Below are 13,770 nucleotides of genomic sequence, written 5' to 3'. Positions count from 1 at the left end.
GTGCAATTGATCTGTTACACGCTCCCAATCTTGCGGCCTCGGATTCGTTCCGGGGCCTCTGATATTTGTAACCGGGGACCTTCGGGGCCCTATACCCTTGGCACCTACGGGGGCCTATCACATAGCGGGGAAACTCCCTGCACTTGCTAAACGGAAGACAGAAAGCATGGCACTCAAGTCGTACAAGCCGACGACGCCGGGCCAGCGCGGGCTGGTGCTGATCGACCGTTCGGAGCTTTGGAAAGGACGTCCGGTCAAGTCTCTCACTGAGGGTTTGACCAAATCGGGCGGCCGGAACAACACCGGACGGATCACTTCACGCCGCCGCGGCGGTGGCGCAAAGCGTCTCTACCGGATCGTTGACTTCAAACGGAACAAATTTGATGTCGCGGCAACCGTCGAGCGGATCGAATATGACCCGAACCGGACCGCATTCATCGCACTGGTAAAATACGAAGACGGCGAGCAGGCATATATCCTGGCTCCGCAGCGTCTGGCTGTTGGTGACAAAGTCATCGCGTCGGCAAAAGCTGACATCAAGCCGGGCAATGCAATGCCGTTCTCGGGCATGCCCATTGGTACCATCGTCCACAACATCGAGATGAAGCCTGGCAAAGGCGGTCAGATCGCACGTGCGGCCGGTACTTACGCTCAGTTCGTTGGCCGCGATGGCGGCTACGCTCAGATCCGTCTGAGCTCGGGCGAGCTGCGCATGGTCCGTCAGGAATGCATGGCCACCGTCGGTGCCGTGTCCAACCCCGACAACTCCAACCAGAACCTCGGTAAAGCCGGTCGTATGCGCCACAAGGGCGTTCGTCCGTCGGTTCGTGGTGTTGCAATGAACCCGATCGATCACCCGCACGGTGGTGGTGAAGGTCGGACCTCGGGTGGCCGTACACCGGTTACACCGTGGGGTAAGGACACCAAGGGTAAGCGTACCCGCAACAAGAACAAAGCGTCCCAGAAGCTGATCATCCGCTCGCGGCACGCCAAGAAGAAGGGACGTTAATCCATGTCTCGCTCTGTTTGGAAGGGTCCTTTCGTCGATGCTTACGTGCTGAAAAAAGCCGAAGCAGCGCGCGAGTCGGGCCGCAACGAAGTCATCAAAATCTGGTCGCGTCGTTCCACCATTCTGCCCCAGTTCGTGGGTCTGACCTTTGGTGTGTACAACGGCCAGAAGCACATTCCCGTCAACGTCTCGGAAGACATGATCGGTCAGAAGTTCGGTGAATACTCGCCGACCCGGACCTATTATGGCCACGCCGCAGACAAAAAAGCGAAGCGGAAGTAAGTCATGGGCAAGGAAAAGAACCCCCGCCGCGTGGCTGAAAACGAAGCAATGGCGAAAACCCGCATGCTTCGCACCAGCCCGCAGAAACTGAACCTGGTTGCGCAAATGATCCGCGGCAAGAAAGTCGAAAAGGCTCTGACCGACCTGACTTTCTCGAACAAGCGTGTCGCGCAGGACGTCAAGAAGTGCCTGCAGTCCGCAATCGCGAATGCCGAAAACAACCACAACCTGGACGTTGACGAGCTGATCGTCGCCGAAGCATGGGTTGGCAAGAACCTGGTCATGAAGCGTGGTCGTCCGCGTGCCCGTGGCCGTTTCGGCAAGATCATGAAGCCGTTCTCGGAGATCACCATCAAGGTGCGTCAAGTTGAGGAGCAAGCCTAATGGGTCATAAAGTAAATCCGATCGGCATGCGCCTGCAGGTCAACCGCACCTGGGACAGCCGCTGGTACGCCGACACCAAGGACTACGGTGATCTTCTGCTGGAAGACCTCAAGATCCGTGAGTTCATCAACAAAGAGTGCAAGCAGGCCGGTGTTGCCCGTGTGATCATCGAACGTCCGCACAAAAAGTGCCGCGTTACGATCCACACTGCACGTCCCGGTGTCATCATCGGCAAGAAAGGTGCAGACATCGAAGTTCTGCGCAAAAAGCTTGCTCGTATGACCGACAGCGAACTGCACCTGAACATCGTCGAAGTGCGCAAGCCCGAGCTTGACGCGCAGCTGGTTGCCGAGTCCATCGCTCAGCAGCTGGAGCGTCGTGTCTCGTTCCGCCGCGCGATGAAGCGGTCGGTTCAGAACGCCATGCGCATGGGCGCCCTGGGTATCCGGGTGAACGTCGCTGGTCGTCTGGGCGGCGCCGAAATCGCACGGACCGAGTGGTACCGCGAAGGCCGCGTGCCTCTGCACACCCTGCGTGCCGACATCGATTACGCACATGCCGAAGCGATGACCCCCTATGGGATCATCGGGATCAAGGTCTGGATCTTCAAAGGTGAGATCATGGAGCACGATCCGCAGGCACGTGACCGTAAAGCACAGGAACTCCAGGACGGCCCTGCACCTCGTGGTGCTGGTGGCGGTCGTCGCTAAGGAGGGAAAGATATGCTTCAACCAAAGCGTACTAAATTCCGCAAGATGCACAAAGGCCGGATCAAGGGTCTCGCCAAGGGCGGCTCTGATCTGAACTTTGGCACATACGGCCTGAAAGCTCTTGAGCCTGAGCGTGTTACCGCACGCCAGATCGAAGCTGCACGTCGTGCCATGACGCGTCACATGAAGCGTCAGGGCCGCGTCTGGATCCGCATCTTCCCCGACACTCCGGTCACGGCCAAGCCGATCGAAGTTCGTATGGGTAAAGGTAAAGGTTCGGTCGACCGTTGGGCCTGCAAGGTCAAGCCTGGCCGCGTGATGTTCGAGATCGACGGCGTCAATGACGATATCGCCCGCGAGGCCCTGCGCCTGGCCGCGATGAAGCTGCCGATCAAGACCCGCGTCGTGGTTCGCGAAGACTGGTAAGCGTTCCGGGGGTAACCCCGTTCGTGACAAGATTGACCCCCGTCGGGATACCGGCGGGGGTATTTCATTTCTGTGTCATGGCGTTGGATTTGGATTGCGTATTTGGCTGAGGCACCACAAGGTCGCCCCTGATTTGCTGTCGGAAAAACAGGAGGCCTCGATGGTTCAGCTGCGTAGGAAACTCCTTTTCAAAGAGGTGATTACCTCTGACCAGATGGGCCAGCCCTGCGCGCCGATCACCCGTGTCGCGGCTGTGGCGGTGTTCAAAAACCCTTTGGCGGGCGTGTTTTCCGAGGATCTGAGTGCGTTGTTCGACATTGGCGGCACATTGGGCGCGGAATTGGTGGCTGACGCTGTTGCCGAGTTGAAGGCTGCGCCGATCTCATACGGAAAGGCCGCGATTGTGGGCCTGAACGGAGATGCCGAGCATGGCGGAGCACTCATCCACCCCAAGCTTGGCGCCCCGATGCGCGCGGCGATTGGCGGCGGTGAGGCTGTCATCCCGTCGAACGCCAAACTGGGTGCGCCGGGTTGCGCCCTGGACTTGCCGCTGGGGCACAAGGACGATCCATGGTCGATCAACCACTACGATACGATGACCCTGACCATATCTGACGCGCCATTGCCCGATGAGGTGGTGTTGTGTGTGGCCTATGCCGATGGCGGTCGCCCGACGCCACGCTGCGGCAAGGGGCGCATCATAGATTAAGGCCTGAACCAAAGCGGGTGTCGGCCAGAAGGGGGCGGTCTGAAAACCCGGCCTTGAAACAACCAACCCGGTCGGGCAGTCGGCGGGGCGTCCTGTTGCGCTATGGTCATGCGCACCCACAGTTGAATGGCATTGTGGCGTCAGACATGGCAGTGTTCACGGTAGCTTTACCGGGAAAGACCGCCATGACGACCATTGTCCGAACCATCCACGACGTCTTGGTGCCTGTGTTCCTGACTTTTACGGTTTTGTTTGGCGCGACACCCCTCGGGGCGGCCTCACCCGAAGTGAACCTGGGCCATTTCAACGGCCTGGCCATGAACGGCTACGACGTCATGAGCTATTGGCGCGGCGGCGATCCGCAAAAAGGCGATCCCGAGATCAGTGCCGAATACAAAGGGGCAACCTGGGTATTTCTGAACGACGAAAACCGGCAGGAGTTTCTGTCTGACCCAGACAGGTTTGCCCCTCAGTTCGGCGGCTATTGTGCCTATGCCGCAAGTCAGAATGCCGTGGCGGACGTGGACCCGATTGCGTGGCGCATCTGGGACGACAAACTATACCTGAATTACAGCATCGAGGTCCGGCGCATCTGGGCCAACAGGATCGATGAGAATATCGCAAAGGCGAACGGGTACTGGCCTGACCTGTTACAGCAATAGCCTTTTGGCGCTTCCGTCCGCCAAAACGAGTGCCGGGCGCGATATTCACCCGACGTCCTGAAAAAAAATCGATTTGAAGTCTGGCCAATCCCACCGGTTAGTGAAATGACGCCCGCATCAACGACATTCTCTCGTGGGCTCGGTGTTTGGCAAGTGTGCAACCGTGCTTTCGCCAACCAGCAAAAACAGCTGAGCGCCGCGATACAGTTCGAAAGCCGAGGAAAACGATGGGCCTTACCTGCCGGGACGTGATGGTCTCGCCTGAAACGCAGAAAACGATACATCCGGATGACACTGTCGCAAAAGCGTTCGACATCATTCGGGACAGCCGGGTGCGCTTTCTTCCGGTTGTCGACGAGAACGGAAAGTTTCTGGGTGTGTTTACCGCACCGACCCTGATCAAGATGATCCTGCCCAAGGCCGCACTGATTGGCATGAGCTCGGAAACAAGCCGGGTGCCGATCAGCAACCTTAGCTTCATGGATCTGACCAAGGAAGATTTCCGCGAACAGGTCACGCGACTGAATGAGGAACGGGTCGGCGATCACACGTCCAACCCGGCCAACATCCCCGTGACCGCCCCGGATACGCCGGTGATGGAGGGCATCTTCCTGATCCACAAATTCAAGCGCCATGTGTTCCTGGTTGAGCCCGACACCAAACGGTTTGTCGGCACTGTCAGCCCGAACTCGCTGATAGATCACGCGCTGAGTTAACCCCTAAAATACCGGACCAAAATTGTGACCGATCATTCTGTTTCGCATGGGGAACACGCGTTCTCCGTTCCTCAACTGTTAGGGGTTGATCCTCTGTGGATTGCCACCGGCATTCTTGTCGCCGTTTATGCGGTGCTGATCACTGAAAAGGTGAACCGCGCCATTCTTGCCATGCTGGGCGCATCGCTTATGGTGCTGTTTGGCATCCTCAATCAGGAACAGGCCGTCGCCGGAGTGGATGCAAACACGCTTGCGCTGCTGATCGGCATGATGGTGATCGTGGGGATCACCAGCAAATGCGGGCTGTTTCAATATGTGGCGATCAAGGCGTCAAAACTTGTGAAGGCCAACCCGACCGGCATCCTGATCATGCTGACACTGATCACGGCGGTATTTTCCGCGCTTCTGGACAACGTGACCACGGTGCTGCTGATCGCGCCGATTACCCTGCTGATCACCGACGCGCTGGAAACGCCGGTCTTCCCGTTCTTCTTTGCCGAAATTCTGGCCTCGAACGTTGGTGGTACGGCCACGCTGATCGGTGACCCGCCCAACATCATCATCGGCTCGGCCGCCGGGCTGAGTTTCAACGAGTTTGTGGTCAATTTGGCCCCGATCTCGGCGATCTGTCTGGTTGTTCTGACCGGCATCATCTATCTGATGAACCGCCGCACGCTGGCCGCCATTCCAAAATCCGCCAGTGAAAAGATCATGCGCTTTAACGAAGACGAAGCGATCACCGATGTCCGGCTGATGATCAAATCCCTGTTCGTTCTGGCGCTGGTTTTGCTGGGCTTCACTCTGGGCCACAGTTATGGCGTCCAGCCCGGCACCTCGGCGCTGGCGGGTGCGGCGCTGCTGATGCTGCTGGCCTATGGTCACCAGCACGGCGAGGAACAATCCGAATCCGTGCACCACATCTTTGGCGAGGTCGAGTGGATCACGATCTTCTTCTTCGGCGGCCTGTTTGTGATTGTCGCGGGTGTGGAACACGTGGGTCTGCTGGACTTCTTCGGCCAGAAGGTTCTGGAACTGACCGAAGGCGACATGATGTGGACCGCGTTCTTCATCTTCTGGGCCTCGGGTATTCTGTCGGCCATTCTGGATAACATCCCCTTTGTGGCGACGATGATCCCGCTGATCGAATCCACCGCTGACACGTTTGGCGGCCCCGAGGCGATCGAGCCCTTGTGGTGGTCGCTGGCCCTTGGTGCCTGTCTGGGCGGCAACGGGACCCTGCTGGGTGCCAGCGCCAACCTGACCGTTGCGGCCTTTGCCGAGAAGGCCAAGCAGCCCATCGGTTTCGTCAAGTTCGCGATCATGGCCTTCCCGATCATGATCCTGACCCTGATGATCGCCAACGTTTATATCTGGCTGCGCTACTTCTGTTAAAGCGTTTGGCTTTTTGCCGAGTGCAAGCATCGGAAGGCGCGTTCGACCGAAGGTCGAGGCAGCGCATTTCGATACACAATAAATGCTAAACGATTGGTCGCACCCGACCAGCCGCTTTTCTAAGGCGGCTGGTCTCGCCCTTGCGTCCCGGCTGGGCTATAGCCAGGGCATGGCACAGATTGAATCACTCTTCGTTACCCGTCTTTACCGCGCCGCCTTGTCTGCGTTCGATCCCAAGATCGACGCGGATGAGTTGGAAAGCTCTTGCCTTGTCATCGCCGAGGATGATGAGGCCGGGCAGGAATGGTGCGAAGAGAACGGCTATCCCGGCTATACCAGCTATGCCTCGCTGACCGATCTGCCCTGGCGCTTCCCGATCTTCGCCGATCTGGTCAAGGCGCTGGACCAGCACGTCGCGGCCTTTGCCAAGGATCTGGAGTTCGATCTGGGCGAGGGCACGCTGAAGCTGGAGGATCTGTGGATCAACATCCTGCCCGAAGGTGGGATGCACTCCAGCCACCTGCATCCGCATAGCGTCATTTCAGGCACGACCTACGTGGCAATGCCCGAAGGGGCGAGCGCGCTGAAACTGGAAGACCCCCGCTCGGGCCGCATGATGGCCGCGCCGACACGTCTTAAAGGCGGGCGGCGGGACTTGCAGCCGTTCATCTATATGAAGCCGAAGGTGGGGGACGTTCTGCTATGGGAAAGCTGGCTGCGCCACGAGGTGCCGATGAACATGGCCGAGGACGAGCGGATTTCGGTGAGTTTCAATTATAAGTGGGAGTGAGCCCCGGTCCGCGCAGCGGCAATCGCTCCGGTGGAGCGATTGAGGGGCGAACGGGCGGAGCCCTGATTGTAGCTTGCTAGAATTATTAGTGTTCTTAACTGGAAGTAGAAGTTTACCGGATCATACGAGTCGCCTGCATATTGTTCCCTTAAAATCAAATGCCGACTTAGTTCCACAACCAAGAAGTAACGAGAGAAATGAAGAAGATCTGTTTTGCATTGATCGGCAGTCTTAGTGTTGTCACACCCTCTTTTGCACAGCTAGGGCAGGCCAGAGAGGTTTCATGCCTTATTATTGAATATGGGAAACCAAGGTTGATGGGCCATGCGAATTTGACCCGACCGATGGTTTCGGCTCCTTTGATTTCAAAACCTACAACGGTAAGTATTGGGGCGGTTTCTATGTCGAGGATGATGGGACCGGCGTAGTTGCGTGGAACGGCGAACCCTATGCCGCTCACGCTCACGGAATCCAGCGTGACCTACAGCGTGAAGAAGCCTGTTGGGTGAACGACTACGCAACGTTTTGTTTTTGGGATGATCGCTAAACTCCCATACACGGAAAGCCTTAAACTTCCTCTTGCCACCCACCCCCCAAACCCTTATACGGCGGCATCCTGCGATCTCCCGGCGTTGTCGGGCGATTCGTATGTCTATCATTCATCCACCAGGTCAAAGGTGACCCGTGTACGGGGCCTTCTGGTGTTTTGAGCAAAGGAAAAAGGCGATGAACGCCCAAGAACTGCGTGACAAGACCCCGGACCAGCTCCGCGAGGAACTGGCCAACCTGAAGAAAGAAAGCTTTAACCTGCGCTTTCAACAGGCAACCGGTCAGCTGGAAAACACAGCCGGTATCAAAGCGGCCCGCCGCAATGCTGCCCGTGTCAAAACCATTCTGAACGAAAAGGCCGCTGCCGCGGCATCCGAGGAGTAATCAGATGCCCAAGCGTATCCTGCAAGGCACCGTGACCAGCGACGCCAACGAACAGACCGTAACCGTATCCGTCGAGCGCCGCTTTACGCATCCGGTTCTGAAGAAAACCATCCGTAAGTCCAAGAAATACCGGGCTCACGATGAAAAGAACGCCTTCAAGGTCGGTGACACAGTCCGCATCATCGAATGCGCGCCGAAATCGAAGACGAAACGTTGGGAAGTTCTGGAAGCGTAAGCCTCCGGTATTTTCCCATTTGTCGAAACCCTGGGGGATCTAACAAGACCAGCCCCCACAGGTCGGGAGAAACCACATGATCCAGATGCAGACCAATCTGGATGTCGCTGACAACTCCGGCGCACGCCGAGTTCAGTGCATCAAGGTCCTGGGTGGTTCCAAGCGTAAATACGCCTCCGTCGGCGACATCATTGTCGTCTCGGTGAAGGAAGCCATCCCGCGCGGCCGCGTAAAGAAAGGTGACGTCCGCAAGGCCGTCGTCGTACGCACCGCCAAGGAAGTCCGTCGCGAAGACGGCACCGCGATCCGCTTCGATCGCAACGCCGCCGTCATCCTGAACAACAACAATGAGCCCGTAGGTACCCGTATCTTTGGCCCCGTTGTTCGCGAACTGCGCGGCAAGAACTTCATGAAAATCATCTCGCTGGCTCCGGAGGTGCTGTAATCATGGCTGCTAAACTCCGCAAAGGCGACAAGGTCGTCGTGCTGGCCGGCAAGGACAAGGGCAAAGAGGGAACCATTTCCTCGGTTGACCCCAAAGCCGGTAAAGCTGTTGTCGATGGCATCAACATCGCCATCCGCCACACCCGTCAGTCGCAGAACTCGCAAGGTGGTCGCCTGCCTCAGGCAAACCCGATCGAGCTGTCGAACCTGGCGCTGCTGGACAAGAACGGCAAAGCAACCCGCGTTGGCTTCCGCATGGAAGGTGACAAGAAGGTCCGCTTCGCCAAGACCACAGGGGACGTGATCGATGCTTGATTCCGCAACCTATACCCCGCGTCTGAAAGCTCAGTACGTTGAAACCATCCGTGCCGCTCTGAAAGAAGAGTTCGGCTACAAGAACGACATGCAGCTGCCCAAGCTGGACAAAATCGTTCTGAACATCGGTTGTGGTGCTGAGGCGGTCAAAGACTCGAAGAAAGCGAAAGCTGCTGTCGAGGATCTGACTGCAATCGCTGGTCAACAGGCCGTTTCAACCAAGGCGAAGAAGTCGATCGCGGGTTTCCGCGTCCGGGAAGACATGCCGCTGGGCGCGAAAGTGACCCTGCGCGGTGACCGGATGTACGAATTCCTGGATCGTCTGATAACCATCGCGCTGCCGCGCGTTCGTGACTTCCGCGGTGTTAAGCCGTCTTTCGATGGTCAGGGCAACTTTGCCATGGGCATGAAAGAGCACATCGTGTTCCCGGAAATCGACTTCGACAAGGTCGACGAGGTCTGGGGCCTGGATATCGTAATTGCCACCACAGCGAAAACCGACGCTGAAGCTAAGGCACTGTTGAAAGCTTTCAACATGCCGTTCAACGCGTAAGCGCCGGGAGGATTGAGACATGGCTAAAAAAGCAATGATCGAACGCGAGAAGAAGCGCGAACGCCTGGTGGCCAAATATGCCGCAAAGCGTGCCGAGCTGAAAGAAATCGCGAATGACGAGAGCCGCCCGATGGAAGAGCGTTTCAAAGCGCGTCTGAAACTGGCGAAACTGCCGCGCAACAGCTCGGCTACCCGTCTGCACAACCGTTGTCAGCTGACCGGTCGTCCCCACGCTTACTACCGTAAGCTGAAGGTCAGCCGTATCGCGCTGCGCGAGCTGGGTTCTGCTGGTCAGATCCCCGGCATGGTGAAATCGAGCTGGTAAGGGAGACATAGATATGAATGATCCTATCGGCGATATGCTCACCCGTATCCGCAACGCGCAAATGCGCGGCAAGTCCACCGTTTCCACCCCGGCTTCCAAGCTGCGCGGTTGGGTTCTGGATGTGCTGGCGGACGAAGGCTACATCCGTGGCTATGAAAAGACGACCGGTGAAAACGGTCATCCGGCCATCGAAATCAGCCTGAAATACTACGAAGGCACCCCTGTCATTCGCGAACTCAAGCGGGTCTCGAAGCCCGGCCGTCGCGTCTATATGGGCGTCAATGACATCCCGCAGGTCCGTCAGGGTCTGGGCGTGTCGATTGTCAGCACTCCGAAAGGTGTGATGTCGGACGCAAACGCTCGCTCCAACAATGTTGGCGGCGAAGTGCTCTGCACCGTCTTCTAAGGAGGTCTGCAATGTCTCGTATTGGTAAAAAACCGGTCGAGCTGCCCAGCGGCGTAACCGCCTCTGTGTCAGGTCAGACCATCGAAGTGAAGGGTCCGAAAGGCACCCGCAGCTTCACCGCCACCGACGACGTTACGCTGTCGGTTGAAGACAACGTGGTCAAGATCGACCCCCGTGGCATGTCCAAGCGTGCCCGCCAGCAGTGGGGCATGAGCCGCACCATGGTTGCCAATCTGGTAACCGGTGTGACGACTGGCTTCAAAAAAGAGCTGGAGATCCAGGGTGTTGGTTACCGGGCGCAGATGCAGGGCAACACCCTGAAGCTGAACCTGGGCTACAGCCACGATGTTGATTTCACTGCTCCGGAAGGTGTCACCATCACCGCGCCGAAGCAGACCGAGATCGTTGTGGAAGGTATCGACCAGCAGCAGGTGGGCGAAGTCGCGGCCAAAATCCGCGAATGGCGCCGCCCCGAGCCGTATAAAGGCAAGGGCATCCGCTATAAGGGCGAGTTCATCTTCCGCAAGGAAGGCAAGAAGAAGTAAGGACGCAGACAATGGCAAACAGCAAAAGAACCCTTTTTCTGAAGCGCCGCCTGCGCGTTCGGAACAAACTTCGCAAAGTCAACGCCGGCCGTGTACGCCTGTCGGTTCACCGTTCGAACAAGAATATCAGCGTCCAGCTGATCGACGACGTTCGTGGCGTGACCCTGGCTTCGGCCTCGACCCTGGAAAAAGATCTGGGTGTAGTTGGCAAGAACAACGTCGAAGCGGCCACCAAAGTGGGCGCGGCCATCGCCGAGCGTGCCAAGAAGGCAGGCGTCGAAGAGGCCTATTTCGATCGTGGTGGCTTCCTGTTCCACGGCAAGGTGAAGGCAGTTGCCGACGCCGCGCGTGAAGGTGGTCTGAAGATCTGATGTGGCGATGGGTGCAAGCACCCATCCTACACGACAAAGAACCGTAGGATGGGTGCTTGCACCCATCTTGCTTTGTAGGCGGGTCCGCCCGCCTCGATGATCGGGGGGCCTGGATTTCTTTCGTGGCTCACTTCGATTGAGAAAACTGGCGCGACAAGCGCCACATGAGAAAAGGGATGCCAAATGGCAGAACGTGAAAACCGTCGGGGCCGTGGCCGCGACCGTGAAGAAGCACCGGAATTTGCCGATCGTCTGGTCGCAATCAACCGTGTGTCGAAAACCGTAAAAGGTGGTAAGCGCTTTGGCTTCGCCGCTCTGGTGGTTGTTGGCGATCAGAAAGGCCGCGTCGGCTTTGGCAAGGGTAAAGCGAAAGAAGTACCTGAAGCCATCCGCAAGGCGACCGAACAAGCCAAGCGTCAGATGATCCGCGTGCAACTGCGCGAAGGTCGGACTCTGCACCACGACATCGAAGGCCGTCACGGCGCCGGTAAAGTGGTTATGCGCACCGCGCCTGAAGGTACCGGTATCATCGCCGGTGGTCCGATGCGTGCCGTGTTCGAAATGCTGGGCGTCAAGGACGTTGTGTCCAAGTCGCTGGGCTCGCAGAACCCGTACAACATGATCCGCGCCACCATCAACGGCCTGCAGAAAGAGCAGAGCCCGCGTTCGGTTGCCGCACGTCGTGGTAAAAAAGTTGCCGACATCCTGCCCAAGCGGGACGAAGCACCGGCTGAAGCCGAAGCGTAAGGAGTAGCGAGCAATGGCAAAAACCATCGTCGTCAAGCAGATCGGTTCCCCGATCCGCCGCCCCGCCGAACAGCGCGCAACCCTGATCGGTCTGGGCCTGAACAAGATGCACCGCACACGCGAGCTAGAGGATACGCCTTCGGTCCGCGGCATGGTCAACAAGATCCCGCATCTGGTTGAGATCATCGAAGAGCGCGACTAAGCGCGATTGAACTTCAAGTGAAAACACCCCCGGAACTTTCGGGGGTGTTTTTCGTTTGAGGGTTTCGATTTGACGAGCCTAAAGTCTCGTTTCCTTCCTCGAAATCACGTCAGCGTTCACTTCCGAACCCATACGACGCAGGTGTCGCATATCTGTCCCACAGCACCCGCCGAATACATGCACAGACGGGTTTTCTTTCACGATTTGGGCAATTTCCCGTCCCAGTTGCCACGGGTTGCCTTCGTCAAGATACTCGGCCTCGTCGAGTTCGGCGTGCGAGCAGCTTGAGGCATTGGCAACGACCCCTTTCAACCGGGGGTGATTGTCCATGGCACTCGCGAAATGGGACGGATGAGCGCAGTTGACCATATGGAACAGCGCTGACGCATCTGTCGCTTCATCTATTTGGTCTATCGCTTCGGCAAGACTCAGGCCGCTGGCCAGCCGACCGTCGGTTTCCACAACCAATGACATCACGATAGGCAGGTTCAGACGCCGCGCTGCAAGAATGCACCCAATCGCCTCGGAGGGACGGTTGAACGTGTAGGCGGTGACGAGGTCAACGCTGGTTTCTTTCAGTGTGGCCAGCTGAGCAGTGTGATACGCGCAGGCTTCATCTTCTGGCATGGCGGGAATATCAGCATATGGATCGTAACGAGGTCCGATGCAGGCGGATACCAGAATGTCGTCACGACCGGCTGACCGACGGATTTCATCCATCAAGGACACTGCATCCCGATTGACCGCATCCAGTCGATCTTTGTCATATCCCAAGGGGGCTGCGCGATCGGCGTTTGCCATCCAGGTGGGCGCGTCCAGAATGCATCCCAGGCCCAGTTCCCCCGCAAGTTGCGCCAGTTCGACCATCTGGTCAGCCAGAATTGCGCGTGTGTCCGGATGCTCGAGCAGGGGAAATGACGCAAAGCCCGGCAGCTCGACGCCTCGGTTGAATATCAGATCGGTGCCGGTTCCCGTGTATAGAAGAAAGTACTTTTCCCCCTTGGTTAGAAGATCCAATGACATGATTTCGCACCCTGCATCCTGCGCTGACATCTGCGCAAGACTACCAATTTTTTCGAAACGTGAGAAGCAATCGGGCCAATTCTGGTTTGCCGGGCCAGAAGGTTTCGATCAATTGGCGCTTGGTCGTGCCATTCCCGAAACGCATACCGGCTAGACCGAAACTTCCGTTGTTAGCGTTACCAGCCACGCCTATCTGAGCCTTGTCCAAGTAAGGAACAAACAAGCGAACATTGGGGAATACGCCCCAATACAGAAAGGAAATGAGATATGGCAAACACAGCTACTTTTTCGAACACCGGATTCAACTTCAGCGCCCGCGTTGCAACCTTGGTTGAGCGCTTCAAGGCAGCCCGTGCCCGTGCGGCGGAATACCAGCGCACCTATTCCGAGCTGCAGCGTCTGAGCAACCGCGAACTGGACGACATCGGCGTCCGTCGCTGCGATATCGCGGATATCGCGCGTGAGCATGCATATTGCTCGTAAAAATACCCCACCACTCACAGTGAAAGAGGCGCCGTTCGGGCGCCACTTTTGCTTTTTGGCGGCAATCGACAACAAACCTTGCAACTGAAGGCACAACGCTGTAGAGCG

Annotated in this window: 23 protein-coding genes; 22 read left to right on the top strand and 1 reads right to left on the bottom strand. The window is 57.4% G+C overall.

Going from position 1 to position 13,770, the window contains the following annotated elements:
* Positions 1-166: 166 nt before the first annotated feature.
* From rplB to rpmD, 21 genes are all read left to right on the top strand, one after another.
* Positions 167-1,009: a 50S ribosomal protein L2 gene (rplB, locus tag ACR0C9_RS09880; protein WP_170356688.1), complete on the top strand. Its 843-nt coding sequence runs from the start codon at positions 167-169 to the stop codon at positions 1,007-1,009.
* Between the two features lie 3 nt (positions 1,010-1,012).
* Positions 1,013-1,291, top strand: a complete 279-nt coding sequence (gene rpsS / locus ACR0C9_RS09875) for a 30S ribosomal protein S19 (protein ID WP_005980699.1) — start codon at positions 1,013-1,015, stop codon at positions 1,289-1,291.
* A gap of 3 nt (positions 1,292-1,294) precedes the next feature.
* Positions 1,295-1,675 carry a 50S ribosomal protein L22 gene (rplV, locus tag ACR0C9_RS09870; RefSeq protein WP_039538267.1) on the top strand — a complete coding sequence of 127 codons (381 nt, stop codon included), beginning with the start codon at positions 1,295-1,297 and terminating at the stop codon, positions 1,673-1,675.
* Positions 1,675-2,385, top strand: coding sequence for a 30S ribosomal protein S3 (gene rpsC / locus ACR0C9_RS09865; RefSeq protein ID WP_008758042.1), 711 nt, complete (start codon positions 1,675-1,677; stop codon positions 2,383-2,385). The genes rplV and rpsC overlap by 1 nt, the downstream gene beginning before the upstream one ends.
* Before the next feature lie 12 nt (positions 2,386-2,397).
* Positions 2,398-2,811: a 50S ribosomal protein L16 gene (rplP, locus tag ACR0C9_RS09860; protein WP_058283513.1), complete on the top strand. Its 414-nt coding sequence runs from the start codon at positions 2,398-2,400 to the stop codon at positions 2,809-2,811.
* 160 nt (positions 2,812-2,971) lie between these two features.
* Positions 2,972-3,520, top strand: a complete 549-nt coding sequence (locus tag ACR0C9_RS09855; RefSeq protein ID WP_480780911.1) for an amino acid synthesis family protein — start codon at positions 2,972-2,974, stop codon at positions 3,518-3,520.
* Between the two features lie 185 nt (positions 3,521-3,705).
* Positions 3,706-4,182 (top strand): YHS domain-containing (seleno)protein, encoded by a 477-nt coding sequence (locus ACR0C9_RS09850; protein ID WP_480780910.1) that lies wholly within the window; start codon positions 3,706-3,708, stop codon positions 4,180-4,182.
* 227 nt (positions 4,183-4,409) lie between these two features.
* The gene (locus ACR0C9_RS09845; RefSeq protein ID WP_170456146.1) at positions 4,410-4,898 is read left to right on the top strand and encodes a CBS domain-containing protein; all 489 of its coding nucleotides are present in this window, start codon (positions 4,410-4,412) and stop codon (positions 4,896-4,898) included.
* A gap of 24 nt (positions 4,899-4,922) precedes the next feature.
* Positions 4,923-6,290 carry an ArsB/NhaD family transporter gene (locus tag ACR0C9_RS09840; RefSeq protein ID WP_480780909.1) on the top strand — a complete coding sequence of 456 codons (1,368 nt, stop codon included), beginning with the start codon at positions 4,923-4,925 and terminating at the stop codon, positions 6,288-6,290.
* 169 nt (positions 6,291-6,459) lie between these two features.
* Positions 6,460-7,080 (top strand): 2OG-Fe(II) oxygenase family protein, encoded by a 621-nt coding sequence (locus tag ACR0C9_RS09835; protein ID WP_480780908.1) that lies wholly within the window; start codon positions 6,460-6,462, stop codon positions 7,078-7,080.
* 726 nt (positions 7,081-7,806) lie between these two features.
* Positions 7,807-8,013 (top strand): 50S ribosomal protein L29, encoded by a 207-nt coding sequence (rpmC, locus tag ACR0C9_RS09830; RefSeq protein ID WP_010437082.1) that lies wholly within the window; start codon positions 7,807-7,809, stop codon positions 8,011-8,013.
* Positions 8,014-8,017: 4 nt separating this feature from the next.
* Positions 8,018-8,248 carry a 30S ribosomal protein S17 gene (gene rpsQ, locus ACR0C9_RS09825; protein ID WP_068340771.1) on the top strand — a complete coding sequence of 77 codons (231 nt, stop codon included), beginning with the start codon at positions 8,018-8,020 and terminating at the stop codon, positions 8,246-8,248.
* A 76-nt stretch (positions 8,249-8,324) separates the two neighbouring features.
* Positions 8,325-8,693 carry a 50S ribosomal protein L14 gene (gene rplN / locus ACR0C9_RS09820; protein WP_008757934.1) on the top strand — a complete coding sequence of 123 codons (369 nt, stop codon included), beginning with the start codon at positions 8,325-8,327 and terminating at the stop codon, positions 8,691-8,693.
* A 2-nt stretch (positions 8,694-8,695) separates the two neighbouring features.
* Positions 8,696-9,007: a 50S ribosomal protein L24 gene (rplX, locus tag ACR0C9_RS09815; RefSeq protein WP_170456139.1), complete on the top strand. Its 312-nt coding sequence runs from the start codon at positions 8,696-8,698 to the stop codon at positions 9,005-9,007.
* Positions 9,000-9,560 carry a 50S ribosomal protein L5 gene (gene rplE, locus ACR0C9_RS09810; protein WP_170524974.1) on the top strand — a complete coding sequence of 187 codons (561 nt, stop codon included), beginning with the start codon at positions 9,000-9,002 and terminating at the stop codon, positions 9,558-9,560. Before rplX ends, rplE begins: the two co-directional genes overlap by 8 nt.
* 19 nt (positions 9,561-9,579) lie before the next feature.
* The gene (gene rpsN / locus ACR0C9_RS09805; RefSeq protein WP_068340744.1) at positions 9,580-9,885 is read left to right on the top strand and encodes a 30S ribosomal protein S14; all 306 of its coding nucleotides are present in this window, start codon (positions 9,580-9,582) and stop codon (positions 9,883-9,885) included.
* Positions 9,886-9,898: 13 nt separating this feature from the next.
* Complete coding sequence (gene rpsH, locus ACR0C9_RS09800) at positions 9,899-10,291, top strand: 30S ribosomal protein S8 (RefSeq protein WP_068340741.1); 393 nt, start codon at positions 9,899-9,901, stop codon at positions 10,289-10,291.
* A gap of 11 nt (positions 10,292-10,302) precedes the next feature.
* Positions 10,303-10,836 (top strand): 50S ribosomal protein L6, encoded by a 534-nt coding sequence (rplF, locus tag ACR0C9_RS09795; protein ID WP_170456135.1) that lies wholly within the window; start codon positions 10,303-10,305, stop codon positions 10,834-10,836.
* Positions 10,837-10,847: 11 nt separating this feature from the next.
* On the top strand, positions 10,848-11,207 hold the full coding sequence (rplR, locus tag ACR0C9_RS09790; RefSeq protein ID WP_039523386.1) for a 50S ribosomal protein L18: 360 nt from the start codon (positions 10,848-10,850) through the stop codon (positions 11,205-11,207).
* Positions 11,208-11,390: 183 nt separating this feature from the next.
* Positions 11,391-11,954, top strand: coding sequence for a 30S ribosomal protein S5 (gene rpsE / locus ACR0C9_RS09785; RefSeq protein ID WP_170356677.1), 564 nt, complete (start codon positions 11,391-11,393; stop codon positions 11,952-11,954).
* 13 nt (positions 11,955-11,967) lie between these two features.
* Positions 11,968-12,156 (top strand): 50S ribosomal protein L30, encoded by a 189-nt coding sequence (gene rpmD / locus ACR0C9_RS09780; protein ID WP_170456133.1) that lies wholly within the window; start codon positions 11,968-11,970, stop codon positions 12,154-12,156.
* A 78-nt stretch (positions 12,157-12,234) separates the two neighbouring features.
* On the opposite strand, the gene ACR0C9_RS09775 is transcribed toward rpmD, so the two are convergent.
* The gene (locus ACR0C9_RS09775; RefSeq protein WP_480780907.1) at positions 12,235-13,179 is read right to left on the bottom strand and encodes a homocysteine S-methyltransferase family protein; all 945 of its coding nucleotides are present in this window, start codon (positions 13,177-13,179) and stop codon (positions 12,235-12,237) included.
* 267 nt (positions 13,180-13,446) lie between these two features.
* Here ACR0C9_RS09775 and ACR0C9_RS09770 point away from each other — a divergent pair, with 267 nt between their 5' ends.
* Positions 13,447-13,662 (top strand): DUF1127 domain-containing protein, encoded by a 216-nt coding sequence (locus ACR0C9_RS09770; protein WP_170456129.1) that lies wholly within the window; start codon positions 13,447-13,449, stop codon positions 13,660-13,662.
* Positions 13,663-13,770: the final 108 nt, after the last annotated feature.

Source organism: Ruegeria sp. C12 (genome assembly GCF_056537745.1).
This window is presented reverse-complemented; position numbering and strand designations above follow the sequence as displayed.